Source organism: Bradyrhizobium hipponense, assembly GCF_008123965.1.
In the GTDB taxonomy this organism is placed as follows: Bacteria; Pseudomonadota; Alphaproteobacteria; order Rhizobiales; family Xanthobacteraceae; genus Bradyrhizobium; species Bradyrhizobium hipponense.
The window spans coordinates 1-14,281 of sequence record NZ_VSTH01000101.1 but is presented as its reverse complement, the minus strand read 5'-3'; the positions used below and the strand labels follow the sequence as shown (position 1 = coordinate 14,281).

At 60.0% G+C, this 14,281-nt stretch carries 16 protein-coding genes; 13 read left to right on the top strand and 3 right to left on the bottom strand.

Features of this window, described 5'->3' with window-relative positions; genetic code table 11:
- Positions 1 to 85 precede the first annotated feature (85 nt).
- The 12 genes from FXV83_RS43085 (at position 86) to FXV83_RS27680 (ending at position 9,976) form a co-directional block, all read left to right on the top strand.
- Positions 86 to 244: a hypothetical protein gene (locus FXV83_RS43085; RefSeq protein ID WP_187436202.1), complete on the top strand. Its 159-nt coding sequence runs from the start codon at positions 86 to 88 to the stop codon at positions 242 to 244.
- Positions 245 to 525: 281 nt separating this feature from the next.
- Positions 526 to 1,446, top strand: coding sequence for a P-type conjugative transfer ATPase TrbB (trbB, locus tag FXV83_RS27730; protein ID WP_148742799.1), 921 nt, complete (start codon positions 526 to 528; stop codon positions 1,444 to 1,446).
- Positions 1,443 to 1,769, top strand: a complete 327-nt coding sequence (locus FXV83_RS27725) for a TrbC/VirB2 family type IV secretion system protein (RefSeq protein WP_148742762.1) — start codon at positions 1,443 to 1,445, stop codon at positions 1,767 to 1,769. Before trbB ends, FXV83_RS27725 begins: the two co-directional genes overlap by 4 nt.
- A complete protein-coding gene (locus FXV83_RS27720) occupies positions 1,769 to 2,032 on the top strand; it encodes a VirB3 family type IV secretion system protein (RefSeq protein WP_148742761.1) in 264 nt (87 codons plus the stop codon). Before FXV83_RS27725 ends, FXV83_RS27720 begins: the two co-directional genes overlap by 1 nt.
- Before the next feature lie 8 nt (positions 2,033 to 2,040).
- Positions 2,041 to 4,482, top strand: coding sequence for a conjugal transfer protein TrbE (trbE, locus tag FXV83_RS27715; RefSeq protein WP_148742760.1), 2,442 nt, complete (start codon positions 2,041 to 2,043; stop codon positions 4,480 to 4,482).
- Entirely contained in the window at positions 4,479 to 5,213 is a 735-nt protein-coding gene (gene trbJ / locus FXV83_RS27710; protein ID WP_148742759.1) for a P-type conjugative transfer protein TrbJ, read from the top strand. The genes trbE and trbJ overlap by 4 nt, the downstream gene beginning before the upstream one ends.
- On the top strand, positions 5,213 to 5,590 hold the full coding sequence (trbK-alt, locus tag FXV83_RS27705) for a putative entry exclusion protein TrbK-alt (RefSeq protein ID WP_148742758.1): 378 nt from the start codon (positions 5,213 to 5,215) through the stop codon (positions 5,588 to 5,590). Before trbJ ends, trbK-alt begins: the two co-directional genes overlap by 1 nt.
- A gap of 3 nt (positions 5,591 to 5,593) precedes the next feature.
- On the top strand, positions 5,594 to 6,820 hold the full coding sequence (trbL, locus tag FXV83_RS27700) for a P-type conjugative transfer protein TrbL (protein WP_148742757.1): 1,227 nt from the start codon (positions 5,594 to 5,596) through the stop codon (positions 6,818 to 6,820).
- A gap of 47 nt (positions 6,821 to 6,867) precedes the next feature.
- Entirely contained in the window at positions 6,868 to 7,548 is a 681-nt protein-coding gene (gene trbF, locus FXV83_RS27695; protein WP_148742756.1) for a conjugal transfer protein TrbF, read from the top strand.
- A gap of 2 nt (positions 7,549 to 7,550) precedes the next feature.
- Positions 7,551 to 8,525, top strand: coding sequence for a P-type conjugative transfer protein TrbG (gene trbG, locus FXV83_RS27690; protein WP_235940211.1), 975 nt, complete (start codon positions 7,551 to 7,553; stop codon positions 8,523 to 8,525).
- Positions 8,522 to 9,727, top strand: coding sequence for a TraB/TrbI/VirB10 family type IV secretion system protein (locus FXV83_RS27685; RefSeq protein ID WP_148742755.1), 1,206 nt, complete (start codon positions 8,522 to 8,524; stop codon positions 9,725 to 9,727). Before trbG ends, FXV83_RS27685 begins: the two co-directional genes overlap by 4 nt.
- 6 nt (positions 9,728 to 9,733) lie before the next feature.
- Positions 9,734 to 9,976, top strand: coding sequence for a DUF2274 domain-containing protein (locus FXV83_RS27680; RefSeq protein ID WP_148742754.1), 243 nt, complete (start codon positions 9,734 to 9,736; stop codon positions 9,974 to 9,976).
- Here the strand turns inward: FXV83_RS27680 and FXV83_RS27675 are convergent.
- The 3 genes from FXV83_RS27675 to FXV83_RS27665 all read right to left on the bottom strand — a co-directional run bounded on the left by FXV83_RS27675 (position 9,949) and on the right by FXV83_RS27665 (position 12,405).
- Entirely contained in the window at positions 9,949 to 10,902 is a 954-nt protein-coding gene (locus tag FXV83_RS27675) for a LysR family transcriptional regulator (RefSeq protein WP_148742753.1), read from the bottom strand. The two genes, FXV83_RS27680 and FXV83_RS27675, sit on opposite strands and share 28 nt — an antisense overlap.
- 63 nt (positions 10,903 to 10,965) lie before the next feature.
- A complete protein-coding gene (locus FXV83_RS27670) occupies positions 10,966 to 11,598 on the bottom strand; it encodes an acyl-homoserine-lactone synthase (protein WP_148742752.1) in 633 nt (210 codons plus the stop codon).
- A gap of 84 nt (positions 11,599 to 11,682) precedes the next feature.
- Entirely contained in the window at positions 11,683 to 12,405 is a 723-nt protein-coding gene (locus FXV83_RS27665) for a LuxR family transcriptional regulator (protein ID WP_148742751.1), read from the bottom strand.
- Positions 12,406 to 12,708: 303 nt separating this feature from the next.
- Between FXV83_RS27665 and ald the strand changes: the two genes are divergently transcribed.
- A complete protein-coding gene (gene ald, locus FXV83_RS27660; RefSeq protein ID WP_148742750.1) occupies positions 12,709 to 13,821 on the top strand; it encodes an alanine dehydrogenase in 1,113 nt (370 codons plus the stop codon).
- The last annotated feature ends 460 nt before the right edge of the window (positions 13,822 to 14,281 follow it).

Sequence of the window (14,281 nt, the reverse complement as noted above, 5' to 3'; positions counted from 1 at the left end):
CTGTATTTTGCGTTGGCAATTATCGTGCAGTAGTCGTCCGGCCTGATTTGGAAGAAATGGTCCTGCAGGGGGCGCGACACTCGCGGTGGTGTACCAGACCAGCCTTTCGGCATTGGTGTTTGCGGCAGCCCGCCGGCTGGTGTGGTTCATTATCCCCGGCCTGACCTTCCTCAAAAAGAAGCGGGATCTCAATCGTGCCCACGTGGGCGAGTGGCACTGGTTCAGGAGAAGCAACTTAGCCTGAGCAAACATCGCTACCGCGAGAGGCGCAAAATCGTAAACGCGGGTCATCAGTCATTGCGGATTTCTCGCCTCGCCGTCGATGGGTCGTGGCGTCAAGCTAGCTCTTTCCAAAAGTTTCTTCTTCTACGCTAGGCTACGAACGGCATATTCCCTTTGTTGCGGTAATACAGGTCCTGCCTTTTATTTGCCTCCAGATGAGGGCGCCGAAGCGGCCTCAGCAGCTTGGAGCAAATCGTGCCGATCCATTCTTTTGATTCAGAAGCGAACTTGCGCGGAGCGCGTATGCTGCGTACCGCGCTGGGGCCCGCCATCGCTGGGTTTTTGGAAGATCCGGAAATCGTCGAGGTGATGCTCAATCCCGATGGCCGACTGTGGATCGACCGTCTGTCGAGCGGCCTTACGGATACTGGCAAGACTATATCCCCCTCTGATGGAGAGCGAATTATCCGCGTGGTGGCTCACTACGTTGGTGCCGAGGTTCATCCCGGGAGCCCACGGATTTCTGCCGAGCTGCCCGAGACGGGGGAGCGGTTCGAGGGGCTGCTGCCGCCGGTCGTTGCCGCGCCAACATTAGCGATCAGAAAGCCGGCGGTTGCCGTGTTCAGCCTCGAGGATTACGTCGCAGTCGGCATCATGACGCCGGATCAGGCCGGTGCATTGAGGGATGCAGTTCGCGCGCGCAAGAACATTCTGGTCGCCGGCGGCACCTCGACCGGCAAGACGACACTGACCAATGCCCTTCTCGCGGAGGTCGCTAAAACGACTGATCGGGTCGTTCTCATCGAAGATACGCGCGAGCTTCAGTGCCTGGCGCCAAACCTCGTGGCGCTCCGCACAAAGGACGGCTTGATCTCGCTTTCCGACCTGGTCCGCTCGTCGCTCCGTCTGCGCCCCGATCGAATTCCAATCGGTGAGGTGCGCGGAGCCGAAGCGCTCGATTTGCTCAAGGCTTGGGGCACAGGACATCCTGGCGGAATCGGCACGATCCATGCCGGAACGGCGCTTGGGGCGTTACGTCGGCTCGAGCAGCTCGTCCAGGAAGCTGTTGTCACAGTCCCGCGTCCGCTTATCGCCGAAACAATCAACGTGATCGCGGTGCTCAGCGGCCGCGGCGCCGAACGCCGCTTGGGCGAGCTCGCCCGCGTCACCGGCTTAGGAGCATCAGGTGATTACAGCCTTTCTGCAATTGGAGACCGCTCATGAGCAAGCCTTCATCTCTCCGCCGCGCCAGCATTCCGGCTACAGCAATTGTGAGCCTTTGGCTGAGCAGTATCCCGGCTTGGGCCGCTGGCTCAAATATGCCGTGGGAGCAGCCGCTCAATCAGATTTTACAATCGGTCGAGGGTCCCGTCGCCAAGATTATCGCCGTCATCATTATCATCGTGACCGGGCTCTCGCTCGCATTTGGCGACACATCTGGTGGCTTTCGTCGCCTGGTTCAGATCGTGTTCGGTCTGTCCATCGCCTTTGCGGCATCGAGCTTCTTTCTGTCTTTCTTCTCCTTCGGCGGCGGCGTGGTGATCTGATGGAGGAGCCTGTCGCAGGCTTTATCGCGCCCGTTCATCGTGCGCTCACCGAACCGATCCTGATGGGGGGTGCGCCGCGTGTCGTGGCGATCGCCAACGGCACGTTAGCGGCGGCACTCGGTCTTGGGCTGCGCCTTTGGGTTGCCGGCCTTCTCCTCTGGTTCGTCGGCCACATGGCCGCCGTCTGGGCCGCAAAACGCGATCCCGATTTCGTGGAAGTCGTGCGCCGGCACGTCCGCATTCCAGGCCACCTCAGCTCCTAGAGTTGCATATGATGAATCTTGCCGAATATCGCCGTTCAAACACGCGCCTTGCCGACTTCCTGCCTTGGGCGGCCCTGGTCGATAGGGGCGTCATTCTCAACAAGGATGGCTCGTTTCAGCGGACGGCAAGGTTCCGTGGACCAGATCTCGATAGTGCCGTTCCGTCTGAACTCGTCGCCGTCGCTGGCCGGCTGAACAATGCGCTCCGACGGCTAGGTTCTGGCTGGGCGATTTTCGTCGAGGCTCAGCGTCATTCGGCCGGGGCTTACCCTGCGAGTACTTTTCCGGATGCGGCGTCAAGCCTGGTCGACGCGGAGCGGAAAGCGCAATTTGAAGAGACAGGCGCTCATTTCGAATCGAGCTATTACATGACTTTCCTTTATTTGCCGCCAGCGGAGGGCGCCGCCATGGCTGAGCGGCTCCTGTACGAGGGCAGTCATCGCACGGGCGCCGCCGATGCACGAGAGGTGCTGGGCGGCTTCATCGACCGGACCAACCGCGTCTTGCAGCTTGTGGAAGGGTTTATGCCGGAATGCAGCTGGCTCGATGATGAGGCAACGCTGACCTACCTGCACTTGACGATTTCGACCAGGCGGCATCGGGTTCGCGTCCCTGAGATCCCCATGTATCTCGACGCGCTACTTGCCGATCAGCCGCTCACGGGTGGACTCGAGCCGATGCTGGGCGAGGCGCATTTGCGCGTTCTGACGGTGGTGGGCTTTCCGACCGCGACCACCCCCGGGATTCTCGACGACCTCAATCGGTTGCCCTTTCCATATCGCTGGTCGACCCGGGCCATCATGCTCGACAAGGCGGATGCTTTAAGGCTCCTGACCCGAATCCGACGGCAATGGTTCGCCAAGCGGAAGTCGATCGCCGCGATCCTAAAGGAGGTGATGACGAATGAGGCTTCAAGTCTTCTCGATAGTGATGCTCACAACAAGGCGATTGATGCAGATAGCGCGCTTCAGGAACTGGGCTCGGATCAGATCGGTGAGGCCTTTGTCACAGCGACGGTCACGGTCTGGGACAGGGATGGCGGCGCCGCCGACGAAAAACTGCGGCTCGTCGAGAAAGCGATCCAGGGGCGGGACTTCACCTGCATGGTGGAGACAGTTAATGCAGTGGAAGCCTGGCTCGGCAGCCTGCCGGGACAAACTTACGCCAACGTCCGTCAGCCGCCGCTTTCCACCTTGAACCTCGCCCATATGATCCCGCTTTCGGCCGTATGGGCCGGTGAGGTGAGGGACCACCACTTGAAGGCGCCGCCGCTATTCTTCGGCAAGACCGAGGGATCGACCCCATTCCGGTTTTCACTGCATGTTGGGGATGTCGGGCACACGCTGATTGTCGGGCCGACGGGAGCCGGAAAGTCGGTTCTGCTCGCGCTCATGGCGCTGCAGTTCCGCCGCTATGACGATGCGCAGATCTTTGCCTTCGATTTCGGCGGGTCGATCCGGGCAGCCAGCATCGCCATGGAAGGAGACTGGCATGATCTCGGCGGCGCGATTGGTACCGAAACCAGTGAGTTTGTCGCTCTCCAGCCTCTTGCGCGCATCGATGATATCGCAGAGCGCGCCTGGGCCTCGGAATGGATTGCCTCGATTCTCGCCCGTGAACGGATCGATGTCAGCCCCGAAACCAAGGATCACGTTTGGTCGGCCCTGGCGTCACTCGCCTCGGCTCCCCTTCAAGAGCGTACGCTCACGGGACTTTCCGTTCTTCTCCAATCCAATGCCTTGAAGCGCGCACTCCACCCGTACTGCTTAGGTGGGCCATATCAGCGGCTCTTGGATGGCGAAGGTGAGCAGCTTGGGGATTCATCCGTCCAGGTCTTCGAGACCGACGGATTGATCGGGACGCCCGTCGCCTCGGCAGTGCTCGCCTACCTGTTCCACAGGATTGAGGATCGTTTCGATGGCCGTCCAACGCTGCTTATCATCGATGAGGGCTGGCTCGCGCTCGATGATGCCGGGTTTTCCGGGAAGCTTCGCGAATGGCTCAAGACTCTGCGCAAGAAGAACGCCTCCGTCGTTTTCGCGACCCAGTCGCTTGCGGACATCGATGGGTCGAAAATCGCGCCCGCGGTGATCGAGAGCTGTCCAACCCGAATTCTGCTCCCGAACGACCGCGCGATCGAGCCACAGATCACCGCGATTTATCGGCGCTTTGGACTGAACGACCGCCAGATCGAGATCCTCGCTCGCGCGACACCCAAACGGGATTACTACTGCCAGTCGCGCTGCGGTAATCGACTGTTCGAACTCGGCCTTGGCGAAATCGCGCTCGCCTTTACGGCCGCGTCTTCCAAAGCCGACCAGGCGCTCATCGAGCGGGCGATAGCCGAGAAGGGAAGGGAGGAATTCGTCAGGGGTTGGCTGCAGGCGCGCGACCTTGGTTGGGCCTGCGATCTCATTCCGCAGCTTGCCAGGAACGGAGGCACCTCATGAGGCGGCTCCGTTTCCCCCTCGCTGCGAGCTTGATCGCCATTGCTGCTTCCGGGGCGCCTCGGCAAGCCGCTGCGCAGTGGATCGTGTTCGATCCGAACAATTATGCGCAGAATGTGCTGACGGCCGCGCGCGAATTGCAGCAGATCAACAACCAGATCACTTCGCTCCAGAACCAGGCGCAGATGCTGGTTAATCAGGCCAAGAATCTCGCAAATCTGCCGTACTCGTCATTGCAGCAGCTCGAGCAATCGATTCAGCGCACCCAGCAGCTTCTCGCTCAGGCGCAGAGAATTGGCTACCAGGTCCAGCAAATCGACAGCGCATTCTCAACCACCTACGCGCCCACGTCAGTGAGCATGTCCGACCAGATGCTGATCGGCAACGCCCAAGCGCGCTGGCAAAATTCGGTGGCGGGTCTCCAAGATGCCATGCGGGTCCAGGCCACCGTTGTCGGAAATCTCGACACCAACCGTACGCAATTGTCGGCGCTCGTGACGGCCAGTCAAGGGGCGACAGGCGCGTTGCAGGCAAGCCAGGCCGGCAATCAGCTGATCGCACTTCAGGCGCAGCAGCTTGCGGATCTGACGGCCGCCGTCGCAGCCCAAGGGCGCTCGCAATCTCTAGAGTCAGCCCAACGTGCCGCGGCCCAAGATCAGGGCAGGGAGCAGCTCCGGCGCTTCCTTCAGCAAGGCCAAGCCTATCAACCCACAACCGTGCAGATGTTCCACTAATGACCACTCGATTTGAACGGCTGCCTGCCTTGATCGCCTTGGCGCTCGCTGTCCTCGTCGTTGCCGCCTGCGCAATCCGGCTCCGTGACAACGAAACCGAAACAGCTCAGTCGCGTGCCGCGCTAGATCACGTGGAAAATCCCGTGGCGGCCAAGCTCGAGCGTTGCCGCGCCGTCACCTACGAGCAGCGGGACGCTCTTCTTGAATGCCAGAAGATCTGGGCCGAGCAGCGCCGGCAATTCCTCAAGAAAAACGATAGCTTTTCACCACGTTCGGACAGCGAGCCTGCAAGCGCTGGGCCAGCGTCACCTGTGCCGCCGAAGGACAACAGCCGCTTGCCTTCGGGCTACCCCACCGTTCCTGCCCAAAGTGAGTGACCTATGGCCAGCACCGGCGTCATCGACCAGTTCCTCGAGACGTTTACGCGATATATCGATTCCGGGTTTGGTCTCTTGGGCGGCGAAGTCGGATATCTCGCGACCACGCTTGCCGCAATCGACCTAACGCTTGCGGGCCTGTTCTGGTCGTTGGGGACCGAAGAGGACATTATTGCCCGTCTGGTCAAGAAAACCTTGTTTGTCAGTGTGTTTGCATACTTGATCGGCAATTGGAACAACCTCGCGCGCATCATCTTCGAAAGCTTTGCGTCTCTAGGCCTTAAGGCCTCAGGCACGAATCTTTCATCAGCAGATTTTTTAAGGCCAGGTCGCATTGCGCAAGTTGGGCTGGATGCCGGGCGGCCGATTCTGGACTCGATCTCCTCCCTGATGGGTTACGTCAGCTTCTTCGAAAACTTTGTCCAGATCGCGGTTCTGCTGTTCGCCTGGATCATCGTGCTGCTGGCCTTCTTCATTTTGGCAATCCAGCTCTTCGTCACCCTCATCGAGTTCAAGCTGACCACGCTTGCAGGTTTTGTGCTGATCCCCTTCGGCCTGTTCGGAAAGACAGCCTTTGCGGCGGAGCGGGTCCTGGGAAACGTCATCTCTTCAGGCGTGAAGGTCTTGGTTCTGGCCGTGATCGTCGGCATTGGCTCGACCTTGTTCTCGCAGTTCACGGCCGGCTTTGGCGGCAACCAGCCCACAATCGCGAATGCGATGGCTTTGGTGTTGGGCGCTCTTTCCTTGTTGGGCCTCGGCATCTTCGGCCCTGGTATTGCCAACGGCATCGTCTCCGGAGGGCCTCAGCTTGGTGCGGGCTCAGCCATTGGTGCGGGCCTTGCGGCCGGTGGTGTGGTGGCGGCCGGAGCCGGACTTGCCTCAGCCGGCGCTGCGTTGGCCGGCACTGCGGCGGTTGGTGCCGCCAACGGGGCGAGAGCTTTTACGAGCGGCGCCTTTGGCGGAGCTGGACTGTCGGGTGCGACGGAGGCGGGTGCCTCGACTGCGGCAAGCCCATTGCGCTCCCTCGCCGCTCGTTTTGCCGGAGCTGGTGGTACGAGCGGTGGTGCCGGCAATAGCTCTTCTTCATCTGAAAGTCCACCTTCATGGGTTCGCCGCATGAAGCGCGCCCAGACGATCAGTCATGGAGCATCAGCTGCGACGCAGGCAGTTCGCTCAAGCGAGCACGGTGGCAGTGGTGGGTCGGTCGATCTCTCGCAAGAGGACCGCTGACGCGTCTTTCCGAAATCCCAATCTCAGTCATGTGTTGAGGTTAAAACATGTTCAAACGATCGGCCGTCCACTATGGCCGTACGCCCGAGCCGGTCACGCCCTATCAGCGCGCCGCGCAAGTCTGGGATGACCGCATTGGCTCAGCGCGCGTCCAGGCCAAGAACTGGCGCCTGATGGCCTTTGCCTGTCTGTTTCTCTCCGCAGGCTTTGCCGGCGCCCTGGTCTGGCAGTCGGCCCAAGGGACCGTCACGCCATGGGTCGTGGAAGTTGACCAGCTGGGCGAAGCGAAAACTGTCGCGCCCGCGAATGCCACTTATCAACCGACTGATCCGCAAATCGCGTTTCACCTGGCGCGGTTCATCGAGCATGTACGCGGCCTGCCGCTGGACGCCATTGTGCTACGACAGGACTGGCTGCGCGCCTACGATTTTGTCACCGATCGCGGCGCTGCCGCGCTCAATGACTATGCCCGCACCGACAATCCTTTCGACAAGCTCGGGAAGACACAAGTTGCCATCGAGGTCTCAAGCGTCATCAGGGCCTCGCCCGAGAGTTTTCGCTTAGCCTGGATCGAGCGCCGCTATGACAACGGTCAGCTTGCCACAACTGAGCGGTGGAGCGCGATCATCACTATCATCGTGGAAGTGCCGCGCGACCTCGACCGCCTGCGGAAGAACCCCCTCGGCATCTATGTTAACGCAATCAATTGGTCGAAGGAGCTCGGCTAGCCATGCTATCAGTTCTTGTATTTGTTTTAATGAGAGTCCGGCCAAGCCTGGGGCTCGCTCTTCTGATCTCTGTGTCTACCCTGGGCGGCTGCACCGTCTTCAAGCCTCCGCAGATCAGCTATGACAGCGAGGTCCCGCCGCTGCCAGACCTGCCGGCGCTTGCCGAGGATCGTCCGCGCCCGCTGCATGTTCCGCCCGCCTGGCGGCCCGCGCGAGGCGGAAAAAACGCCGAGGCCAAAGAGCCCGTCGAGCGGATCGAAACGGCAAACGATGCCGCACGGGTGCAGCCCCGAAAGGCCGGCTACTTCAATGCTGTGCAGGTGTTTTCCTTCAGTCCGGGCGCGCTTTACCAGATCTACGCCGCGCCCGGGCAGATCACTGATATTGCGCTGGAGCCCGGCGAGCAGCTGATTGGCTCAGGGCCGGTCGCCGCCGGAGATACAGTGCGCTGGGTCGTTGGCGACACCGAGAGCGGCAGCGGCGATACGCGCCGTGTGCATATCATGGTGAAACCGACCCGCCCTACGATCGAGACCAACCTCGTGGTCAACACCGACAGGCGCACCTACCTGATCGAGCTTCGCTCCCGCGAGAAGCCGTACATGCCATCGGTCGCGTGGTTTTATCCCGAGGACAGAGCATCGCGTAGCAAAAGTCTGCCGCCCACACCCATGATTCCGGATCTGACACAGCGCCGCTATCGTTACAGCATCGAAGGAGACAGTCCGCCTTGGCGTCCCGTCAATGCCTATGATGACGGCCGCAAGGTCTATATCGAATTCCCAGCAGGTATCGGTCAGGGCGAAATGCCGCCACTCTTCCTCATCGGGCCTGATGGCGACACCGAACTCATGAATTATCGCACTTTTGGAAACATGCTGATCGTCGACCGTCTCTTCGCAGCCGCCGAACTGAAATTGGGCGGGGAACACCAGCTGAAGGTCCGGATTGTGCGAACTGACGGGAGGTCCTCGTGACCGACACTGATCAGGGGAATGGACAAAGTGACAATGCTGCTCGGCCCGCGACGTCGGAAGAGTTGGGTGAACGCCTGAGGCTCCGCGCCGCGCCGCCGCCGGTAGCGCGCCTGTCCCGCAAGGTGCTTGCAGGGGGCAGCGCTGTGGCCCTCGTTTTCATCTGCGGTGCCGCGTTCTGGGCGCTGCAGGGCAGGAGATCGCAAGCGCCTGCTCCGGAAGAACTTTACTCGACCGACCACCACGACGTCGCCGATGAAGTTACGACATTACCCAAAGACTATGCCGCGTTGCCTAAGGACGTGCCACGGCTTGGACCGCCTTTGCCGGGCGATCTTGGCCGGCCAATCGTTGCGGCCCAAGGCTCGTCCTCATCGAGTGCCCTTGGCCTTGATGCCGAACAGCAGCGGGTCAATCAGGAATCGGAGGCGGCGCGCATCAGCAAGGTCTTTGCCAGCACCAATGTCCGGCCCCCGGCAGCGGTGACATCGCCGGGAGAGGCGCCTTCAACGGCGTCGAGCTCCTCCGATGAGGCCTTCGCCCAGAACGCGCAGGATCGAAAACTCGCTTTCGTCAATGGACCTGTCGATAGGCGGACAACGAGCTCCGACCGCTTGGTGAAGCCGGCCTCGCCTTTTGTGGTTCAAGCTGGCACCGTTATTCCAGCTGCCCTCATCACTGGAATCCGCTCCGATCTGCCAGGCCAGATCACCGCGCAAATAACGGAAGCGGTGTATGATAGTCCTACGGGGCGGGCTCGCCTTATCCCGCAAGGAGCAAGGCTCATCGGCACTTACGACAGCCAGGTTGCATTCGGACAATCGCGCGTGCTCCTGGTCTGGACGAGGCTCATCATGCCGAATGGCCGATCGATCGTCCTGGAGCGCCAGCCTGGTGCCGATGCGGCGGGCTACTCCGGCCTTGAGGACCAGGTCGACAATCATTGGAAGGAACTGTTGGGAGCGGCTGCGCTCTCGACTCTGCTTGCTGTGGGCACCGAGGTGAATTCCGGCGCCGATACCGCTAACAGCAACAGCGACCTCGTCGCCGCGCTCCGTCGCGGGGCAGGCGATTCGATCAATCAGATGGGCCAGCAGGTGGTTCGTCGCAATCTCAACATCCAGCCGACGTTGACTATTCGTCCGGGATTTCCAGTGCGCGTGATTGTAAACCGCGACTTGGTGCTCGAGCCATACAGAGGATGAGGAACCATGCCGAAATTGAAATTGGGAGCAATCGAAGACGACAAGCCGGTTAAGGTCACGCACGAACTGCCGGCGAGCGTCCACCGGGATCTCGTGGCCTACGCCGATATCCTCGCGAAAGAGACAGGACAACCGGTCGGAGATCCTGCCAAGCTTATCGCACCCATGTTGGCGCGGTTCATGACAGCCGACAGAAATTTCCGAAAGGCTCGACGGGCGCGTCAGCGTCCGAGCGGAGGTGAGGGATAGCGCTTCGAGAGCAACTTGAGGAAGGCGGTCAGGACAGGATTTTCATTGTCGGCTCGCCAGTATGCCAAAAACTCGAAGCGGCTCGGACCGGCGTCGTCGCGCAGCTCGCGGTAGACGAGGTCTGCATAGTTGATGCCCGTGTCGGATTCTAGCAGAAGACTGATTCCTGTGTTCATGCTGATCAGGCCCTTGATCATGCCGCGGCTGACGTCATGGCGCTCGATTTTAGGACGATTCTCAGGCGACACGATCTTGGAAATCAACAGTTCTTCCAAGTCATTTCCGGGATCGTCATGGCTCAGCAGCACCGTCTCGCCGCGCAGGTCCGTCCAGTAGATGGTGTCGCGCGGGGCGAGGGGATGATCATGGGGTAAGGCGACCAGAACACGCTCGCTCCATAACGATATTGCTTTGTTGTCGAGTAACGGCAGCTTCCCTGTGACGATCACGACATCGAGACCGCCGTTGCGAAGGGCCGCTGCCAGGCGAGTCCGTGATCGCTCGACTGTGACAAGTTCGATCTGCGGGACTGCTTGTTTGAACTCGAGCAGCGAGCGTTGCAGACTGCCTGGCGAAAGCGAAGGGCAGAAGCCGACACTCAGCTGCCCGCTTTCGCTGTTGTCAGCGGATCTCGCGGTCGCGATGAGTGCGTCGAATTCTTCCAGAATAGTCCTCGCCAGCCGAAGAACGTTGCAACCGGCCCGCGTTGGGCGAACTCCTCCGCTATAACGCTCAAAAAGAGCGATACCCAAGTGGTGTTCTATCTCGCCAATTCTCCGGCTGATGCTAGACTGTTGCGAGTTCAGCAACTCCGCGGCTGAACGAAAGCTGCCGCAATCGGCCGCAGCAACGGCCGATCTCAGATGTTTCAGTTCAAGCGCTTTGCGGGCCTGAAGAGAAGGTCTTGATCGAAAGAAATTGTGCATCTTTAAGGCTCACCGGAGATCCCGATAGGGAGCGATGCCGCAACTGGTCTTGCTTTGAAAATCCTACGCGGCCGCTCGGATGACCGGAGCCCAGAGCACCGGACCCGCGATGCGCCCCATCTTGCGGATCCGCTCCAAGGCACCGGTCGATACCTCGAGGAATCCGCCTATCGCTATGGTATTTCCAACAGGACAAGCTTTTCCGATCGGGCGGAGGGGCCAGCCCGCGCGCCGAAGAATGCGTTCCATCCGCGCGTCGGTGACAGTGACGATTTCGGTCAGTTCGATGGAAAGGCCGAACTCAATCATGCCCGCAAACAGCTCGTAAGTGGCGGCAGCAAGTCCGCCACTCGCTTTCGGTGCATCCGGAGGAAGATCGAGCGCAAATCGGCTGCTTTCCCATATCTGCCAACTTCGGGGCGCCGGCTGCCCGTCGAGAAGAATCGGAAAGGTGTCCCTCAGCATGGTTGAGCCGGTCGATGGTAGAAGCCGGACGCCACCCTGAATATGTCCGGCAGGAGAGCGGTTCAGGAGATGCACCGGTCGAAGGACATCAAACTCGTCGATCTCCATGTCGCCGCTGATCTCGACGTTCCAGTCCAGTCGCTGTTTGAAAACGCGATAGCGCAGCCGGTGCATCTCGGCGAGCTCGTGAACGAACTCACCGTAGTACTCGGGGGTGATAAGCTGAATCATACTGCCTGCCTGCTTTGCTGGGAGAATAAGCAAAGAGGGCTAGCGAAGCATACCTGTGCAGTTGCACAGGTGTGGGCGGAGTTTTTATTTTCGAGATTTTGATTCGGTTAGCAACACGATAGCTTGACGAAGCGAGCGGACCCCGAGCTTCGCACGGGCGTTGTCCAGGTGAAATCCCGCCGTTCGCTCGGAGATGCTGAGAATGATCCCGATCTCTCCGGCAGATTTTCCGCGCGCGGACCATTCGAGACATTCGTACTCGCGAGGAGACAGCACCACCCCGCCGACCATGCGATCAATCGTCCAAAACCGCTTCGCGTGTGAATGGAAGAACCATGCGATGAGCCGCAGGCTGTGTGCGTGCTCGAGTAACGAGCGGTCGAAAACCGTGCGATGCTCGTCCGTCGCAAAGCTCAAAGCGGCGATCGCGCCCCGGTCATCGTGGATCGGGAATGTAAATCCGCAGCGAATTCCAAATTGGGCCGCCTCTTCGAACAACGTGCGTTCTGAAGCCGACCGATTGTGCTCTTCGATTCCAAGGCCCCACCGGAACGGTTTAGGCTGGCGGATCGCCCGGCGTACCACCGGATCGACGGAGTCGTACCCACGCCGCAGATAAAGACCGGTCCAGGAAGATGGATATGTCGAGATTAGGTTCGGGACGCCGCCGGCCCTACTGGGTAATGCAAGATATGCGAAGTAAGATAATCTCAGCGCAGCGGTGACATCGGCCATGCTCTGCTGAGCTTCATCTGGGTGTGAGCTTGCAGTCAATCGCTCAGCAAAGTTCTGAAAAACCCGATCCATCGTTGATGAACCCGCGGGCCTCCCTCATAAGCGCTACTCGCAGTATCAGAATCGAGCATTACTGCGAAAGGGGCAAAACAAGGAAGAAGTCGGCGTCTTCGAGCGTAGATCAGTGTGATCGCGAGGGGTGATTAGCCATCTCCTGGCGGTCACGGGTGCTAGCTCTGCCTGCTCCGCGTCCGCTGTTCGAAATCCTGCAACGGTACCGAGAAGATTGATGGATTACTGCGCTATTTAGGCATCCGGGTTGGAGGTTCGTACCGCTCTTCCGACTACAAAGAGCCGCTCGCCAAGGAGACTGCAATGAAGGTCGGCATTCCCAAGGAAATAAAGACACACGAATACCGCGTGGGGCTGACGCCTGGGACCGTTCGCGAGTACGTCGCGGCCGGCCACAGCGTCTTGGTTGAGACGAATGCCGGTGCGGGGATTGGCGCCACAGATGATGCCTATCGCAAAGCTGGCGCTACCGTCGCGGCATCTGCTCGCGAGGTGTTCGCGTCGAGCGAAATGGTGGTGAAGGTCAAGGAACCACAACCCTCCGAATGGACACAACTGCGCGAAAACCAGATCCTTTTCACTTACCTCCATCTAGCTCCAGATCCGGAGCAGGCCAAAGGCCTCATCAAATCGGGCTGCACCGCAATTGCTTATGAAACGGTCACTGACGCGCAGGGTGGGCTTCCCTTGCTTGCTCCGATGAGTGAAGTTGCGGGGAGGCTTGCGATTGAGGCAGCGGGTGCGGCGCTGAAGCGGTCCGCTGGCGGACGAGGATTGCTGATTGGCGGCGTACCCGGGGTGCAACCCGCGCGCATCGTGGTGATCGGAGGGGGAGTTGTCGGCACTCACGCGGCCCGGATGGCAGTGGGGCTCGGAGCTGAGGTTACCATCCTGGATCGTTCGATTCCTCGGCTTCGCGAACTCGACGAGGTATTCAACGGGAGAGTTCGTACCAGATTCTCAACTATAGAATCTCTTGAAGAGGAGGTATTTGCGGCGGACGTCGTCATCGGTGCCGTTCTCGTTCCGGGCGCGAGCGCGCCGAAACTTGTCAGCCGCAGCATGTTGAGCTCGATGCGCAAAGGCTCTGTGATCTTGGACGTGGCTATCGATCAGGGCGGATGCTTTGAGACCTCGCGGGCTACGACGCATGCTGATCCAACCTACGAGGTGGATGGCGTTATCCACTATTGCGTTGCAAATATGCCCGGAGCTGTCCCGCTCACCTCAAGCCAGGCATTAAACAACGCCACGCTTCCTTTCGGCTTGGCACTCGCCAACAAAGGATTTGCGGCTGTGCTCGAAAATCCTCACCTGCGGGCAGGTCTGAACGTCTATCGAGGGCGGCTAACCTATAAGGCTGTCGCCGAGAGTCTCGGCCTTCCCTTCTCACCGATCGAACAGGCTGCGGCCTGATCCCAGAGGCCTCCGTAGGGGGCGTTTTCCTCCCTGACTCGGTGGGCCACTCCTTCGGAGTGGCCCTTTTTTAAGGGCGGCACCGCAAACAACATGCACTCGCCATGGCTTGGACGTCGGCGGCTCCACAGAATATCCACGGCCCACCTCAGCAAAACTGCGGTCGGCCTCTCCCCTTGCGAGTTTCCCGCTGTTGACGCGTCGAGAAAAGCCTCCAGCCGACAACGGATGGTAGATGCTGTCTCATCCGGCGGGTACTTACAGGTAAGGGTCGCCCCTGATCTCTGGCTGGCAGCGGATACAGGCGATCGACCGTACGTAAACATCTGCGCGGGCACTGCGGTGCGCTAGTTTGGCAGGCCGCACAATTGTTCGGAGCTCAACGGCTTCTCCGGCGAAATGCCTGGGACAGGTGTCAATCGGCTTGCAAATTTGACCCTCGCATTGCCTCACCCAGAAT